The organism is Streptomyces sp. NPDC126510 (assembly GCF_040302345.1).
In the GTDB taxonomy this organism is placed as follows: Bacteria; Actinomycetota; Actinomycetes; order Streptomycetales; family Streptomycetaceae; genus Streptomyces.
This window is the reverse complement of sequence record NZ_JBEORR010000007.1, coordinates 150670-166258: the sequence shown is the minus strand read 5'-3', so window position 1 is coordinate 166258 and position 15589 is coordinate 150670. Positions and strand designations below refer to the sequence as shown.

The following is a 15589-nucleotide window of genomic DNA, read 5'->3' as shown; positions in this document are numbered from 1 at the left end:
CATCGCCCCACCGGCGATCACGCGCGCGGCCCTCACCCGCTCGGCAGCTCCAGATCGCTCTTGTTCAGCTCCTCAATGTTCACGTCCTTGAACGTGAGGACCCGCACCTGCTTCACGAACCGCGCCGGCCGATACATGTCCCAGACCCAGGCATCCGCCATGGAGACCTCGAAGAAGACCTCACCCTGGACCGAGTGCACCTGCATCTCGTAGTCGTTGGTCAGGTAGAAACGTCGCTCGGTCTCGATCACGTATTTGAACAGACCGACGACATCGCGGTACTCCCGGTAGAGCTTCAGCTCCATCTCGGTCTCGTACTTCTCGAGGTCCTCGGCGCTCATGGCATGTTCCCCTTCAGCCGTGCGATCCCCCCATTGTGCGCCAGTCCTGCGAGCCCCTAGACGATTTCCGGGTCAAGGATCACTGGCCTGGCCGGGGGACCTTCGTCGAGCAGCGTGCGCAGCAGCCCGGCGAGTCTGGTCGGATACACCGTCTCATGTGCCCGGCTCAGTTCCGGACACGTCCACCAGCGCGCTCCGGCGACACTGCGCCGCTCCAGCTCGGTCAGCCCGGTGGCGGCCACGGTCGTGCGGTCCGTACGCGCCAGGTAGTACCACTCGTCCTGGTCCCAGCGGCGGCCCGCGAACGGGAAGGAGCACCTACGCCGCCACAGCACCGGGCCGAGCTCGACCTCGGTGATGCCCGTCTCCTCGGCGAGTTCCCGCAGAGCGGCCTGTTCACGGGTCTCCTCGCCCTCCACACCGCCGCCGGGGGTGAACCACCAGTCGTCGGAGGGGTCGTCCGGCTCGTGCCCGTGCAGCAGCAGGATGCGGTCCCGCGGGTCGAGCAGCACGACCCGGGCGACCCTGCGCAGCCCGCCCTCGTAGGTGTCCTGGCCCGCTCCCACGGCCTCAGCGGACACCTGCGGGCTCCGTGACGCTCTCCCGGCGGGCCCGGGCGGCCCCGGCGCGCTTGGCGATGGGTCCGTAGGCACCTCCGCCCAGGACGAGCACGGCGCCCGCGATCACGAGGGCGGTGATCGTGCGCAACGGTCCGGGCGAGGACAGGGTGCCGAGCGGCTCGAAGCCGGTGGGGCGCTGCAGCATGCCCTTCATGGGCCACACGACGGTGTCGACGCGAGCGTCCACCGCGGAGCGTGCCACGGTGCCACTGGCGGCGTCGGTCAGGTGGGCCGTGGAGTCCACGGAATTGCCCCGCTCGTCGCCGAGCAGGAAGAGGCGCCCCTTGGGCACGGTCACGGTCGGGAAGTTGCTCATCTCGGCCGGTGTGCCCTTGGGCAGGTACGTTTCGTCGATCTCTTTGCCGTTGACCTTCAGCTTGCCGTCCTGGCAACAGGAGACCGTGTCGCCGCCGACGGCGACCACGCGCTTGACCATGGGCGCGTTGGCCCAGGTCGCGTCCTTGAAGACGACGACGTCACCGCGGCGCACCTCGCCCCCGTCGACACGCTGCGCCAGGATCCGGTCGCCCGCGTCGATCGTCGGTGTCATCGAGCTGGTGGGCACGGTGTACGGCCGGTAGACCACCGCTCCCCAGGCGAACCCGCCGAGAAACAGCACGAGGCCCAGTGCGACGGCCAGCCCGGACAACCGCTGTCCGGTCCGGCTGCCCACCGGGCCCGTGCCCGAGCCGCCGCCGCGCGGGGCCGTGTGCGTCATGCTCTCGCCACCCATGGGTCCGCACCCTACCCGGGGGTACCGGCCGGGGTCAGCCCATGGTCGGGATCACTGCTTCCGGCGACGCCAGAGCACCACCGGCACCACGCCGAGGAGCGCGATCCCCTGCGGCGCGACCGTCAGGCCCGCGGCGGCCGGCTGGGCGCTCAGCCCGGGCTGGTCGAAGGTGTCCGGGACCGGCAGGGTGGCCCAGCGGTTGACCGGCCAGGCGACGACGACGGCGCGTCCGACGACGTCCTTCACCGGGACCATGCCGTGGTTCTTGTCGGCTTGGTTGTAGCGGGAGTCCCGCGAGTTCTGCCGGTGGTCGCCCATGACCCAGATGTAGCCCTTGGGGACCTTGACCTTGAACTGGCCGCCCTGGTCGTCGACGCTGCACGGCGTGTTGCCGGCGTAGACGTAGTCCTGCTCGTTGAGCGCCTTGCCGTTGACCGTGAGCGGGCCGGTGTTCTTGCACTCGATCGTGTCGCCGCCGACGCCGATGACGCGCTTGATGAGGTCCTTCTCCTCCGCGGACGGCATGAGGCCGATCCAGCTGAGGAAGGTCTGCAGGGCGTTCGGGTCCGTGGTCGGCTCGCCCGCCAGCCAGTTGTCCGGGTCGTGGAAGACGACGACCTCACCGCGCTCGGGCTCGGAGCCGAACCAGGGCGTGAGCTTGTCGACCAGCACGCGGTCACCCTGCTGGAGGGTGTTCTGCATCGAGTCGGAGGGGATGGAGAACGCCTGCACCAGGAAGGTCTTGATCAGCAGCGCCAGCACCAGCGCGATACCGATCAGGATGGGCAGCTCCTTCCAGAAGGAGCGCGGCTTCTTCGGTGTCCTGGCCGTACCGCCCGGTCCCTGGCCCTCGCCTGTCGTGTGCTCGCCCGTCACCCTGCCGTCCTCGGCTGTCCCGGAGTCACTCCCGGAGGTCACGGCGCTGTCCGCGGCCGGGACGGCGGATTCCGCGGGGCGTCCGCGGTGCTCCTCGCCGTCGTGTCCGGACCGTGCGCCAACCGCCACATCCCCCACGCCAACTCCTCACTCTGTGCCGCCGCCTGCCCCATACGCGGCGCAGGCCCACCACTCCCATAACGAGCGGGAGTTCCGCAGGGGTCGGGAGCTGGATCGTTCCGTTCGGATCGTAGGAGGCAACCCTATGCGACAGTTCGGGAGCGGCGGTCGACCCGGTGGCCGAGTCCGACACGGTGGCGTACGTATTCGGCTCCTCGAGCATGTTCCAGTGCCCGAAGGGCCAGGCGATGACCATGGCGCGGCCCACCACCTCGTCCTGGGAGACCGTGCCCCCGTAGTCGGTGTCCTGGTGGGCGCGGGAGTCCGCGGAGTTGTTCCGGTGGTCGCCCATCACCCACAGCCGTCCCTGGGGGACCGTGATGTCGAACGGCGTGTCGGAGGGGGCGGCGCCGGGGTACAGGTAGTCCTCGTTCAGCGGGACGCCGTTGACGGTCACCCGCCCTTGCGTGTCGCAGCACTTGACGCGGTCGCCGCCGACGCCGACGACCCGCTTGATGAGGTCCTTCTCGTTCTCGGACGGCAGCAGGCCGATGAAGGTGAGCCCTTCCTTCACCTGCTTGATGACGACCGGGTCGGACTTCTGCGTGGTGGGCTGCTCGTCCCGGAGCCAGCCGCCGGGGTCCTTGAAGACGACGACGTCCCCGCGCTGCGGCTCCGAGCCGAACCACGGGGTGAGCTTGTCGACCAGGACGCGGTCGCCGATCTGGATCGTCTGCTCCATGGAGCCGGACGGGATGACGAAGGCCTGGACGAGGAACGTCTTCAGCACGAGCGCTATCAGGACCGCCACGCCCACGAGGAGCGGTATCTCCTTCACGGCGCCGCGCCTGCGGCGCCGCTTGACCTTGCGCTGGAGCTTGCGGCGCTCGGCCCGCGTGCGGCCGCTGCCGGACGGACCGGCGGCGCGGCGGGCGCCGGTGGGCAGCAGGTTCTCCGCGGGGCCAGCAGGGACGCCGCGTGGTTTGCCGCGGTTACCCATGGGCGCCCGCCCTGCCGGCGTCGGGCACGCGCATGTAGGCGTCGGGCCGGTGCAGCCGGGTGGCGTGACCGAACGGCCAGACGATCCAGTCGGCCCGGCCGATCACCTCGTCGACGGGGATCATGCCGCCGCCCGGCGAGCCCAGGTGATCGCGGGAGTCGCTGGAATCGCTGCGGTGGTCGCCGAGGACGAACAGGGTGCCGCCGGGGACGACGACGTCGAAGGGCACCGCGGACGGGCTGTCGCCGGGATGCAGGAAGCCCGACTCGTCGACCGGCCGGCCGTTCACCTGGATCCTCCCCTCCCTGTCGCAGCAGACCACGCGGTCTCCCCCCACACCGACAACGCGTTTGACGTAGTCCGCGTGCCCGAAGTACCCGGTCCCGTCGAACACGACGATGTCTCCCCGCTGCGGCACGGCACCGAAACGGTACGCCAACTTATTTACGAGAACCCGGTCCCCGATCCTCAATCCCGGCTCCATGGATCCGCTGGGGATCTGGAACGGCCGCAGCACGAACGTGCTGAGCAACAGCAGGAACACCAGGCAGACCAGCAGGGTGAGGGTGATCCGGCCGCCCGGGACCCAGGAGCTGACGCGCGCCACCAACGCGAAACGCGACCGGTCCTCCGGCCCTGCGGGTTCCGAGGTGGTCGTCTCGGAGCCGGAAGGGCGGGAGGAGCGGTCGCGCTCCGTGTGCTGTGCTTCGGTGTCCATCGGAGCCAGATGTTATCCGGCCCCGACGCGAACCCCGGAGAGCGCTCAGTTCTCGCGCTTCTCCTTGATCTTCGCGGCCTTGCCGCGCAGCTCGCGCAGGTAGTACAGCTTGGCGCGGCGGACGTCACCCTTGGTGACGAGCTCGATCTTCTCCACGATCGGGGTGTGCACCGGGAAGGTGCGCTCGACGCCGACGGAGAAGGAGACCTTGCGGACCGTGAAGGTCTCGCGCACGCCGGCGCCCTGGCGGCGGATCACAACGCCCTTGAACTGCTGCACACGGGAGCGGTTGCCCTCGATGACGCGCACGTGGACGTTGACGGTGTCGCCCGGGCGGAAGGCGGGGACGTCGCTGCGCAGCGACGCGGAGTCGACGGTGTCGAGCAGGTGAGACATTTCGTCTGCTTTCCTCGCTGATGCCACAGGTCATCAACGGAAACTAGGTTTCGGGATCAGGTGTGTGCGGGTCGGGGCGGACGTCGTCTCCCCCTGTGGCAGGGGCGCACGCCGGACGGACGCACAACAGCTGGCTATTCTTCCACGCCGTCGGTCCTGCGCCAAAATCGGCCGTACGGCTCCCCCGCCGGGTCGGGTGCCCAGCCCAGGATGGAGAGCATCTCGCGGTCCTTCTTGTCGAAGGCCTTGGGGTCGCAGCGCTCGATGAGGTCGGGCCGGTGGGCGGTGGTGCGCTTGAGGGCCTCGTCGCGGCGCCAGCGGGCAATCTTCCCGTGGTGGCCGCTGAGCAGCACGTCGGGGATGTCCCGGCCGCGCCACTCGGGGGGCTTGGTGTAGACGGGTCCTTCGAGCAGGTTCGCCATGGCGCCGGGAGCGAAGGAGTCGTCCCGGTGGGACTCGGCGTTGCCCAGGACGCCGGGCAGCAGCCGCGCCACGGCTTCTGTGACGACGAGGACGGCCGCCTCTCCGCCGGCCAGGACGTAGTCGCCGATGGACACCTCGTACACCGGCATGCGTGTCGTGTACTCGTCGACGACGCGGCGGTCGATGCCCTCGTAGCGGGCCGGGGTGAAGATCAGCCAGGGGCGCTCGGAGAGGTGGACGGCGAGTTCCTGGGTGAAGGGCCGGCCGCTGGGCGTGGGCACGATGAGGGCGGGTGCCCGGGAGCCCGTCTCGTAGCCGTCGGCGAGGACGGAGTCCAGTGCGTCTCCCCACGGCTCGGTCTTCATGACCATGCCGGGGCCGCCGCCGTAGGGGGTGTCGTCGACCGTGTTGTGCCGGTCGTAGGTCCAGGAACGCAGGTCGTGGACGTGTACGTCGAGCTGCCCGCGCGCACGGGCCTTGCCGACGAGGGAGACGTTCAGCGGTTCCAGGTACTCGGGGAAGATCGTGACGACGTCGAGGCGCATTACGACTCGTCCCGGCTGGAGGCGATCTCGGCGCGGTCGTCGATCAGGCCGGGCGGCGGGGTGATGACGGCCTTCTGCTCCTCGAGGTCGATCTCGGCGACGATCTCCTCGACGAAGGGGATCATCACCTCGCTGCCGTCGGGACGCTCCACGATGAACAGGTCCTGGGTGGGCAGGTGCGAGATCTCCGTGATCCGGCCGACCTCGGTGCCGTCCACGGTGACCACGTCCAGGTCGATGAGCTGGTGGTCGTAGTACTCGTCCTCGCCCTCGGGCAGTTCCTCCGGGTCGATCTCGGCGATCAGGAGGGTGTTGCGCAGCGCTTCGGCGCCGGTGCGGTCGCTGACGCCCTCGAAGCGCAGCAGGAGACGGCCGCTGTGGACGCGGCCCGTCTCGATGGTGAGCGGTCCCGCGGATGCGGGATCGGTGGTGAGTACGGCACCGGGGCCGAGCCTCAGCTCCGGCTCGTCGGTCCGCACCTCGACGGTGACCTCACCCTTGATGCCATGGGCACGGCCGATCCGTGCGACTACCAGCTGCACGTGTCCATTCTCCTGTCATACGACTGCGGGCCGGGGACGGCCCAGTGGCCCTCCCCGGCCCGAGCCGGTGCTGCTGCGAAAGCGTCAGCGGACGTGGTCCACGTCGACGAGGTCGACGCGGATGCCGCGGCCGCCGATGGCGCCCACGACGGTACGCAGGGCGCGTGCGGTGCGGCCGTTGCGGCCGATCACCTTGCCGAGGTCGTCCGGGTGGACCCGGACCTCGAGCACTTGCCCGCGGCGCAGGTTGCGCGAGGCGACCTGCACATCGTCAGGGTTGTCGACGATGCCCTTCACGAGGTGCTCGAGAGCCTCCTCGAGCATGCTCAGGCCTCGGTCGAAGCGGACTCGGCGGCCTCGTCCTTCTTCTCGGCCTTCTTCTTCTGGGTGATCGCCTCACCCTTGCCCTCGTCGTCGCCGCCGATGGCCTCGAACGACGGGCGCGCGGCCTTCTCCGGCTGCGTCAGCAGCGGAGCCGGGGCGGGCTCGCCCTTGAACTTCTGCCAGTCGCCGGTCTTCTTGAGGATGGCCATCACGGGCTCGGTCGGCTGGGCGCCGACACCGAGCCAGTACGCCACGCGCTCGGCGTCGACCTCGATCACCGACGGGTTGTACGTCGGGTGGTACTTGCCGATCTCCTCGATGGCCCGGCCGTCACGGCGGGTACGGGAGTCGGCGACGACGATGCGGTAGTGAGGCGAACGGATCTTGCCCAGACGCTTCAGCTTGATCTTGACTGCCACGGGAGTGGGTTCTCCTGGATTTGACGTGGTTGGGCACGGCGAGAAATGCCGCGTGGGGTTGCGGTACCCGAGTGCCCGATGGACGCGTCAGCCGGAGGCGAGAGGGTTCCTGTGCGGCTGTCGAGTACAGCTAGCCATTGTGCCACACCCCGCGAGTCACTCCGGGCCGGGGGCCCGATCCGCTGCGCGGGCACGCCGACGGCGCACCCGACGTGAGAGGTGAGGCACGTCGGGTGCGCCGGCGACCCGAGCCCTGCGCCGTGGACCGGCAGCCACGAGATGCCGGTGCCGGACGGCGTCAGCTCGCTACCGCTCCCACGATGTCCGGGATCCGGAACGGCTTGCCGCAGCCGCCGCAGACGATCGGGGCCTGGGCGAGTACGGACGGGACGACTCGGACGTTGCGGCCGCAGTCGCAGACCGCCTTGACGCGTACACCGCCGCCCGAGGAGCCGTGCCGGGCGGCCGGTCCCCGGAAGGTGCGGGACGTGTCGGAGGAGGTCGCGGCGGTGTGGGCCTTCAGGGCGCGCTGGAGACGCTCCATCGTCGAGCGGTAACGCCGCTTCGCCTCGGGCGTGAGCGTGACCAGGGAGAAGCCGCTGCTGGGATGCGGTTCCTCGGGGTGGTCCAGGCCCAGCTCCTCGGCGATCGCGAGGAATCTGCGGTTGTGGTAGCGGCCGGCACGGGAGGTGTCGCGGACGCCGCGCGAGGCGGCGATGCCATGGACTGCCTCATGGAGCAGTCGCTCGAAGGAGAGCTCGTGACCGCACGCGGACGACGACTCCCCGATCAGGGACTCTGGCGCGGCAAGGTCGGGCAGCTCGGGGTGGTACCGCTGAATATCGGCCCACGCCTGTGCCAGCTCTGCGGCGAGAACAGGTGGTGTCTGTGTCGTGCTCACGTAATGACAACGAGCCGGGGTGCCCCAGTGTTCCGATTCCGGGCCATCCCAAATAATTTGCACGTACCCGTCAGTTGCCTCTGATGCGTCCTGACGAGGGCGGGTGCGTAGATCTGTGGAGAAGCCTCACAGCTCACCACAAGGTGGTGCGTAGTCCCGCGTACGCCCCAGCACGTAAGACGCGTTCGCGCGCCGGGGCGACAGAGGTCTGTGGTTCCGCAAGGGGCGTTTCGGCCGCCTTGCCCTCACTCAGTAAGCGCGTGCGACGACCGCGACGTTACCGGGTGCGTCGTCGGCGTCCGGCACCGACCCGTCCTCGGCGACCAGACACCGTACGGTCACCGCGTGATCGGCCAGCCGGGCCTCGCCCTCGGGGCCGAGCGCGGCCCACGGAATGCGCGCCCAGCCTCCCGCCGTGGCGGCCTCGACGGCCTCCGCCGGGGTCGAGACCTCGGCCGTCCGGGACTCACGGCGCTCGCGGGACTGCCGGAGCAGCAGCGCCTGGTCTTCCTCGAGGATCTTCGGGAGCAGTTCGGCGAGGTCGTCCAGCGCCACCGGCTCCTTGCCTCCCGGGATGCGGCGGGCCAGCATCGCGGTGCCGTTCTCCAGGTCGCGCGGGCCGATCTCGATCCGCACCGGCACGCCCTTGAGCTCCCAGTCGACCGCGCGACGGCCGAAGGGGGTGTCGGTGCGGTCGTCGACGTGGACGCGGACACCGGCCGCCTTCAGCCGGTCGCCGACCTCGCGGACCTTGGCCAGAACCGCCTCGTCGCCCTTGATCGCGAGCACGACGGCCTGGATCCGCGCCAGCCGCGGCGGGACGCGCAAACCGTTGTCGTCGCCGTGCATCATCACCAGGGCGCCGATCATACGGGTGGTGGAACCCCAGGAGGTCTGCCAGACCAGCTCCTGCCGGCCGTCCTTGGAGAGGTACTGCGTGTGGAAGGCCTTCGCGAAGTTCTGGCCCAGTTCGTGGCTCGTGGCCATCTGCAGGGCCTTGCCGTCGCCCATCATGCCTTCGAGGGTGAGGGTGTTGATCGCGCCCGCGAACCGCTCCCGGACGGTCTTGCGGCCCGGGACCACGTCCATCGCGAGGACGTTCAGCATGAAGTCCTCGTAGACCCGCCGGTGGATGTGCGCGGCGAAATCACGCGCCTCCTCCTGGGTGGCGTGCGCGGTGTGACCCTCCTGCCAGAGGAACTCGGACGTCCGCAGGAACAGCCGGGGCCGCAGTTCCCAGCGCACGACGTTCGCCCACTGGTTGATGAGCAGCGGCAGATCGCGGTAGCTCTGCACCCACTTCGAGAAGTACTCGTTGATGATCATCTCGGAGGTGGGACGGCACGGCCGGCTCTTCGAGCTCCTTGCCGCCGCCGTGGGTGACGACGGCCAGCTCGGGCGCGAAGCCCTCGACGTGGTCGGCCTCCCGGGCGAGGTACGACTCGGGGATGAGCAGGGGGAAGTACGCGTTCTGGGTGCCCGTCTCCTTAATGCGGGCGTCCATCTCCGCCTGCATCCGCTCCCACAGCCCGTACCCGTACGGCCGGATGACCATGGTGCCGCGCACCGGACCGTTGTCGGCGAGCTCCGCCTTGGTGATCAAGTCCTGGTACCAGCGCGGGAAATCGTCCGCCCGGGGGGTGAGAACAGGTGCCTTCGCCATGGCGGGATGCTACGCGCCCAGATTGCCGGAATGTGAAATCTCGCCATAGGCACATGACAACTCACAGACCCTGCCGCATTCCACTGGACGACGGGTCGAGGGGGGAGTTTCCTGGCATACGGGGGTAGTGCGAGCGCACTGTCACGGGGGCCATGGAATCGGGCAAGAGGCAACTCTCGGCGGATTGGGGCGCTTACTTATGACACCTACGCTCGTGCGGCAGCACCTGCCTCACGCGGGGGCCGCACCCCGCGTGGACCTGCGTGCACGCGCGCGTGACTGGTCCGAGATCCAGGAGCGGATGCTCGTACCGCTCTACGAGGCCGTCTACGAGCGACTGGACGTCGGTCCCGCGACGCGGCTGCTCGGTCTCGGCTGCGGTTCCGGGCTCTCCCTGCTGATGGCCGCCGCCCGGGGAGCGGCGGTCACCGGTGTCGACGCTTCCTCCGAAAGAATGGCCCTGGCGCGGGAGCGGCTGCTGCCCGAGGCGTCGGGCACACGGGCGCGTCCGAGCACCCGGCTGGTCGACGGCTCGCCCCGGGACACGGCGGAGCCGGGCGCTCCGGGCTACACCCTGGTGACCGCGTTCGAGCCGATCGGGTGCCTGGCGGGCGACTCGGAGGGGCTGGCCGGACTGCTCGCGGAGGCGACGCCGCTCGCCCGGCGCGGCGCGACGGTGGTGCTGGCCGGCTGGGGTCCGCCGGAGCGCTGCGCCACGGCGTCGGTGATGCGGGTGGCCACGAAGCTGGCGGAGCCGCTGCGCACCTCGGGCAGCTGGCGCCCAGCCTGTCGCGACGACCTGGAGGACGTCGCTCACCGGGCCGGACTCAGGCCGGACGGGTCGGGGCGGGTGGCGTGCCCCTTCGGTTACGCCGACGTGGACAGCGCGGTACGCGGCCTGAAATCGACGGGTCTGTTCGACGCGGCGATGACGGCGACGGACCAGGTGCAGGTCGACAAGGAGCTGACCGAGGCCCTGCATCCGCACCGGCGGCAGGACGGGACGGTGTGGATGCCGAACGTCTTCCGGTACCTGATCGCCCGGACACCCTGAGGACAGCACACGATGCAGGTGTGAATGGTGTGAAGGAAACACCAAGAGCAGCTTTCGGTTCCACCAAGTGGATCATGAACGCTTAAAGTGATCCACCGCTCGGGGGACCTACACATCTGCATACAGGAGCTGCTGTGCCGCACCACCAGACCGCGCTGCGCCTCGTCGCGCCCGTCGCCGTCCTCGCCCTGACGCTCACCGCCTGCGGGGGCGGCGACGACACCGCCGACGCGAAGAGCACGGGCACCGCCCAGGCCAAGGCCTCGCCGTCGCCGGAGCCCACATCCGGCGGCGAGATGGGCGCCGGCGAGAGCGCCACGGGCAAGGTCGCGGAGGACCCCGGCGAGGTCACCTACGAGGTCCTGGCGCAGAAGGTCGAGGTCGGCACCGAAGCGGAGGCGGCGAAGGCCGTCTCCGAGCCGGACAAGGTCAAGGGCAAGGCGCTGGCCGTCGCATACGTGAAGTACACGCACAAGAGCGGACCCGCCCTCACCGAGGGCTCCGACGTGCACGACGGCACCACGGTGTTCGCCGACGGGCAGCGCGGCTCGGTCCTCATCGGTGCCTCCGAGGACGCCGCGGGCTGCGAGGACCCGTACGACGTCGAGAGCTGGAAGCAGGGCGAGAGCCATGTCTTCTGCGAGACGTACGTGGTCCCGGCGAACGCCAAGAGCGTGGAGGTCCACTGGTCCGAGGAGGACGGCGAGCCGTACGTCTGGAAGTTCCCGAACGGCTGACCGGCGAAGCACCGGCACATGACTGAGGGCGCCCCCCTCCAAAAGAGGGGGCGCCCTCAGTGCCGTTCGGACGGGCCGTCAGCCCATGAACTTCTTGAACTCGTCGGGCAGTTCGAAGTCCTTGCCGCCCTGCTGCGGCAGCCCGAAGGCGCTGCCGCCCTCGGCCGCGGCGGCCCGGCGGGCGGCCTCCTCCTGCTCCTGCTGCTTGCGCTTCATCGGGTTGCCGGAGCGCTGCTTGCCCTTGGCCTGCTTCTGCTTCTTCTTCGTCCGGCCGGGGCCACCGCCCATGCCGGGCATCCCCGGCATCCCGGGCATGCCGCCGCCCTGGGCCATGCGGGACATCATCTTGCGGGCCTCGAAGAACCTCTCGACCAGGTTCTTCACCGCGCTGACCTCGACGCCGGAGCCCCTGGCGATACGGGCGCGGCGCGAGCCGTTGATGATCGTCGGCTCCTGGCGCTCGGCCGGGGTCATCGACTTGATGATGGCGGCCGTGCGGTCGACGTCCCGCTCGTCGAGGTTGGCGATCTGGTCCTTCATCTGGCCCATGCCGGGCAGCATGCCGAGCAGCTTGGAGATGGAGCCCATCTTGCGGACCTGCTCCATCTGGGCCAGGAAGTCGTCCAGGGTGAAGTCCTGGCCCTTCTTGGACGCCAGCTTGGAGGCCATCTTCTCGGCCTCTTCCTGGCTGAACGTCTTCTCCGCCTGCTCGATCAGGGTGAGCAGGTCACCCATGTCGAGGATGCGGGAGGCCATCCGGTCAGGGTGGAAGGCGTCGAAGTCGTCGAGCTTCTCGCCGTTGGAGGCGAACATGATCGGCTTGCCGGTGATCTGCCGGATCGACAGGGCGGCACCACCGCGGGCGTCACCGTCGAGCTTGGAGAGCACCACGCCGTCGAAGCCGACGCCGTCGCGGAAGGCCTCGGCGGTGTTGACGGCGTCCTGGCCGATCATCGCGTCGACGACGAACAGGATCTCGTCCGGGGAGACGGCGTCGCGGATGTCCGCGGCCTGCCGCATCATCTCCTGGTCGATGCCGAGACGGCCGGCGGTGTCCACGATCACGATGTCGTGGACCTTGGACCTGGCGTGCTCGATGGAGTCCTTGGCGACCTTGACCGGGTCACCGACGCCGTTGCCCGGCTCGGGGGCGTAGACGCTGACGCCCGCGCGGTCGGCGACGACGCTGAGCTGGTTCACGGCGTTGGGGCGCTGGAGGTCACAGGCGACCAGCAGCGGCGAGTGGCCCTGCTCCTTCAGCCAGCGGCCGAGCTTGCCCGCGAGGGTGGTCTTACCGGCACCCTGCAGACCCGCCAGCATGATCACGGTGGGCGGCTGCTTGGCGAAGCGCAGGCGCCGGGTCTCGCCGCCGAGGATCGTGACCAGTTCCTCGTTGACGATCTTGAGGACCTGCTGGGCGGGGTTCAGCGCCTTGCTGACGTCGGCACCGAGGGCGCGCTCCTTGACGTTCTTGATGAACGTCCGGACGACGGGCAGCGCCACGTCCGCCTCGAGCAGCGCGATCCGGATCTCGCGCGCCGTGGCGTCGATGTCCGCCTCGGAGAGCCGTCCCTTGCCGCGCAGGTTCTTGAAGGTCGCTGAGAGGCGATCGGAAAGAGTATCGAACACGGCGCTCGCGGTCCTCGGGGTCGGTGGCTACAGGGAATCGCCCTCCAGGGTATCCCGGCGTGACAAGTCGCCGGGTCGGCCTCACCCCCGCAGTGTCTCCTCCAGCTTCCGGGCCACCGCCGCCGCCTCGTCCCCGGGCAGCGGCGCGCCTTCCGGGCCGGTCACGTAGAAGGCGTCGACGGCGTTGGCGCCGAGCGTGGAGACGTGGGCGCTGCGCACCTGCACGTTCGCGTCGTCCAGGGCGCGGCCGATACGGAACAGCAGGCCCGGGGCGTCCTGGGAGCGGACCTCGATGACCGTGGCCAGCCGGGAGGCGGCCGGGTGGACCGAGACCCGGGCCGCGGGGGCGATCACGCCCCGGCGGCGCGGATAGGCCGCGTCCCGTTCGGCGAGGCGGCCGGCGATGTCCAGGGAGCCGTCCAGGGCCCGGACGAGGTCCGAGCGCAGCCGGGCGGCCTGCGGCAGCGAGCCGTACTCGGCGGCGACGCGCCAGTCCAGCAGCAGGACGGAGCCGTCCACGCCGTCCGGGAGGTGCAGGGAGCGGAGCTCGGCGGTGCGTACGGTCAGCCGGTGCATGGCGAGGACGCCGGCCACCGCGGGCAGCACCCCGGGCTGGTCGGGCACGGCGATGAGCAGCTCCACGCCGAGCGGCTCGGGGTCACCGGACGGTTCCTGCCCGGCGGGCGGCTCGGTCTGGGCCCGCAGCGAGAGCACCGGGCTGCCCGTCGCCGCCGCCTCCAGTGCGAGCCGCTCCTGCTCGGCGGTCGGCGCGGCCTCCTCGGGGTCGTCCGGGGCGTCGCCGGCGAGCACCGCCGAGACCCGTTTGACCAGGTCGGCGACGAGTGAGCCGCGCCAGGACGACCAGGCTGCCGGGCCGGTGGCGAGGGCGTCGGCCTCAGTGAGCGCGTGCAGCAGTTCCAGGGTGCCCTCGGAGCCGACGGCCTCGGCGACGGAGCGCACGGTGGCCGGGTCCTCCAGGTCGCGCCGGGTCGCGGTGTCGATGAGCGTGAGGTGGTGCCGTACGAGGGTGGCGATCACGTTGACGTCGTGGCGGTCGAAGCCGATCCGGGTGGCCACGTCCTTGGCGATGATCTCGCCCGCCACGGAGTGGTCGCCGGGCCAGCCCTTGCCGATGTCGTGCAGCAGCGCGGCGACCAGCAGCAGGTCGGGGCGGCTGACCCGGCGGGTGAACTCGGAGGCGCGCACCGCGGTCTCGATGAGGTGCCGGTCGACGGTCCACAGGTGCACGGCGTTGCGCTGCGGGCGGCAGCGGACCCGCTCCCAGTCGGGCAGCAGCCGGGTGATCAGCCCCTCCGCCTCCAGGGCCTCCCAGACGTCGATGGTGGGGCGGCCGGAGCCGAGCAGGGTGACGAGCTGTTCGCGGGCCTCGGCGGGCCAGGGCGTGGGCAGCGGGCGCACGGTGGCCGCCAGGCGCCGTACGGCGTGCAGCGAGAGCGGGAGGCCGGCCTGCGCGGCGGCGGCCGCGGCGCGCAGCGGCAGCACGGGGTCGCGTTCGGGGCGCGCGGCGCGGGCGAGCACCACCTCGCCGTCCTGCTCCACCACTCCCTCGGCCAGCGGAGACCGCTCGGCGGTCGGTTTCGCACCGCCCAGCATGGCGCGCAGCCGGGGCCGCACGGCGCGCGAGCGCAGGACGCGCCCCACCTCGCGCCAGGTGACGTCACTGGCGTACGAGACGAGCCGGGCCGCCTCGTACACCTGCCGCAACAAGGTGTCCGCGTCGAGCAGGCCCAGCTCGGCGGCCACCTGGTCCTGCTCCTGGAGGGCGAGCCGGTCGGTGGCGCGCCCGGTGGCCAGGTGCAGGGCGTCCCGGACGTCCAGGAGCCGGCGCCGGGCGTCGGCCAGGCCCTCGCGCGGGGCGTCGGCGAGCCAGGAGGCGGCGACGGCCCGCAGCGCGGTGGCGTCCCGCAGCCCGCCGCGGGCCTCCTTCAGGTCGGGTTCCAGCAGGTACTGCAGCTCGCCCTGGCGCTCGGCGCGTTCGGCGCACAGTTCCTGCAGTTCCGGGAGGCGTTTGGGGGCCTGGTTGCGCCAGTCGGCCAGGACGGCCGTGCGCAGCGAGCTGGTGAGGCCGAGGTCCCCGGCGATGTGCCGGGCGTCCAGCAGTCCGAGCTGCACCTTGAGGTCCTCACCGGCGGTCTTGCGGGCCTCGGCGGGTGTGCGGACGGAGTGGTCGAGGTCCAGGCCCAGGTCCCAGACGGGGTACCAGAGCCGGTCGGCCAGGGCGGCGACGGCCTTGGTGTCGCCGCCGTCGTGCAGCAGGAGCAGATCGAGATCGCTGCGCGGGGACAGCTCGCCCCGCCCGTAGCCGCCGACGGCGACGAGAGAGGCTCCGCGCAGCTCCTCGGCGCCCGCCGCGAACAGGCCGGTGAGCCAGTCGTCCGTGAGTTCGGCCAGGGCCGCACGGCGCGGCGGCCCGGACCGCGCCTCCTCGGTGAGGAGACGCAGCCGGGCCGCCGCGTAGCCGCTGGGTCCCGAGTCCTCTGCTTCCTTCTGCACGTCCGTACCCGTCACCCAGCGACTCCTGTTCCGT

The 15589-nt window shown here is 70.6% G+C and carries 16 protein-coding genes and 1 pseudogene; 2 read left to right on the top strand and 15 right to left on the bottom strand.

The genetic code is table 11. The annotated features are described in order from the left end of the window. Positions 1–32 precede the first annotated feature (32 nt). The 13 genes and pseudogenes from ABTX60_RS11795 to proS all read right to left on the bottom strand — a co-directional run bounded on the left by ABTX60_RS11795 (position 33) and on the right by proS (position 9621). The gene (locus tag ABTX60_RS11795; RefSeq protein ID WP_003993268.1) at positions 33–341 is read right to left on the bottom strand and encodes a DUF2469 domain-containing protein; all 309 of its coding nucleotides are present in this window, start codon (positions 339–341) and stop codon (positions 33–35) included. Positions 342–397: 56 nt separating this feature from the next. Further along, entirely contained in the window at positions 398–922 is a 525-nt protein-coding gene (locus ABTX60_RS11790) for an NUDIX hydrolase (protein WP_352096911.1), read from the bottom strand. Next, on the bottom strand, positions 912–1694 hold the full coding sequence (lepB, locus tag ABTX60_RS11785) for a signal peptidase I (protein WP_352096910.1): 783 nt from the start codon (positions 1692–1694) through the stop codon (positions 912–914). Before lepB (ABTX60_RS11785) ends, ABTX60_RS11790 begins: the two co-directional genes overlap by 11 nt. Before the next feature lie 51 nt (positions 1695–1745). Beyond that, positions 1746–2708 carry a signal peptidase I gene (gene lepB, locus ABTX60_RS11780; protein ID WP_352096909.1) on the bottom strand — a complete coding sequence of 321 codons (963 nt, stop codon included), beginning with the start codon at positions 2706–2708 and terminating at the stop codon, positions 1746–1748. Then, complete coding sequence (lepB, locus tag ABTX60_RS11775) at positions 2596–3690, bottom strand: signal peptidase I (RefSeq protein WP_352096908.1); 1095 nt, start codon at positions 3688–3690, stop codon at positions 2596–2598. The genes lepB (ABTX60_RS11780) and lepB (ABTX60_RS11775) overlap by 113 nt, the downstream gene beginning before the upstream one ends. Next, the gene (lepB, locus tag ABTX60_RS11770; protein ID WP_352096907.1) at positions 3683–4408 is read right to left on the bottom strand and encodes a signal peptidase I; all 726 of its coding nucleotides are present in this window, start codon (positions 4406–4408) and stop codon (positions 3683–3685) included. Before lepB (ABTX60_RS11770) ends, lepB (ABTX60_RS11775) begins: the two co-directional genes overlap by 8 nt. A 45-nt stretch (positions 4409–4453) precedes the next feature. Then, positions 4454–4804: a 50S ribosomal protein L19 gene (gene rplS, locus ABTX60_RS11765; protein WP_010044485.1), complete on the bottom strand. Its 351-nt coding sequence runs from the start codon at positions 4802–4804 to the stop codon at positions 4454–4456. Positions 4805–4938: 134 nt separating this feature from the next. Next, entirely contained in the window at positions 4939–5772 is an 834-nt protein-coding gene (gene trmD, locus ABTX60_RS11760) for a tRNA (guanosine(37)-N1)-methyltransferase TrmD (protein WP_352096906.1), read from the bottom strand. Continuing rightward, complete coding sequence (gene rimM, locus ABTX60_RS11755) at positions 5772–6314, bottom strand: ribosome maturation factor RimM (RefSeq protein ID WP_352096905.1); 543 nt, start codon at positions 6312–6314, stop codon at positions 5772–5774. Before rimM ends, trmD begins: the two co-directional genes overlap by 1 nt. Before the next feature lie 84 nt (positions 6315–6398). Then, a complete protein-coding gene (locus ABTX60_RS11750; protein ID WP_031107040.1) occupies positions 6399–6638 on the bottom strand; it encodes an RNA-binding protein in 240 nt (79 codons plus the stop codon). 2 nt (positions 6639–6640) lie between these two features. Beyond that, positions 6641–7057 (bottom strand): 30S ribosomal protein S16, encoded by a 417-nt coding sequence (gene rpsP, locus ABTX60_RS11745; RefSeq protein WP_030852064.1) that lies wholly within the window; start codon positions 7055–7057, stop codon positions 6641–6643. A 298-nt stretch (positions 7058–7355) separates the two neighbouring features. Then, positions 7356–7958, bottom strand: a complete 603-nt coding sequence (locus tag ABTX60_RS11740) for a hypothetical protein (RefSeq protein WP_352096904.1) — start codon at positions 7956–7958, stop codon at positions 7356–7358. Between the two features lie 249 nt (positions 7959–8207). Beyond that, positions 8208–9621, bottom strand: a pseudogene (gene proS, locus ABTX60_RS11735) (proline--tRNA ligase). 199 nt (positions 9622–9820) lie between these two features. Here proS and ABTX60_RS11730 point away from each other — a divergent pair. Continuing rightward, the gene (locus tag ABTX60_RS11730) at positions 9821–10675 is read left to right on the top strand and encodes a methyltransferase domain-containing protein (RefSeq protein ID WP_352096903.1); all 855 of its coding nucleotides are present in this window, start codon (positions 9821–9823) and stop codon (positions 10673–10675) included. Positions 10676–10809: 134 nt separating this feature from the next. After that, positions 10810–11412, top strand: coding sequence for a hypothetical protein (locus ABTX60_RS11725; RefSeq protein ID WP_352096902.1), 603 nt, complete (start codon positions 10810–10812; stop codon positions 11410–11412). A 78-nt stretch (positions 11413–11490) separates the two neighbouring features. On the opposite strand, the gene ffh is transcribed toward ABTX60_RS11725, so the two are convergent. Both ffh and ABTX60_RS11715 read right to left on the bottom strand, forming a co-directional pair. After that, positions 11491–13041: a signal recognition particle protein gene (gene ffh / locus ABTX60_RS11720; protein ID WP_352096901.1), complete on the bottom strand. Its 1551-nt coding sequence runs from the start codon at positions 13039–13041 to the stop codon at positions 11491–11493. Positions 13042–13122: 81 nt separating this feature from the next. Continuing rightward, positions 13123–15570, bottom strand: a complete 2448-nt coding sequence (locus ABTX60_RS11715; RefSeq protein WP_352096900.1) for a [protein-PII] uridylyltransferase — start codon at positions 15568–15570, stop codon at positions 13123–13125. Between the last annotated feature and the right edge of the window lie 19 nt (positions 15571–15589).

Excerpts from the sequence above, each read along its gene's own strand:
- ABTX60_RS11795 (WP_003993268.1), bottom strand. The coding sequence starts at position 341 with ATGAGCGCCGAGGACCTCGAGAAGTACGAGACCGAGATGGAGCTGAAG.
- lepB (WP_352096910.1), bottom strand. The coding sequence starts at position 1,694 with ATGGGTGGCGAGAGCATGACGCACACGGCCCCGCGCGGCGGCGGCTCG.
- lepB (WP_352096908.1), bottom strand. The coding sequence starts at position 3,690 with ATGGGTAACCGCGGCAAACCACGCGGCGTCCCTGCTGGCCCCGCGGAG.
- lepB (WP_352096907.1), bottom strand. The coding sequence starts at position 4,408 with ATGGACACCGAAGCACAGCACACGGAGCGCGACCGCTCCTCCCGCCCT.
- rplS (WP_010044485.1), bottom strand. The coding sequence starts at position 4,804 with ATGTCTCACCTGCTCGACACCGTCGACTCCGCGTCGCTGCGCAGCGAC.
- trmD (WP_352096906.1), bottom strand. The coding sequence starts at position 5,772 with ATGCGCCTCGACGTCGTCACGATCTTCCCCGAGTACCTGGAACCGCTG.
- ABTX60_RS11750 (WP_031107040.1), bottom strand. The coding sequence starts at position 6,638 with ATGCTCGAGGAGGCTCTCGAGCACCTCGTGAAGGGCATCGTCGACAAC.
- ABTX60_RS11730 (WP_352096903.1), top strand. The coding sequence starts at position 9,821 with ATGACACCTACGCTCGTGCGGCAGCACCTGCCTCACGCGGGGGCCGCA.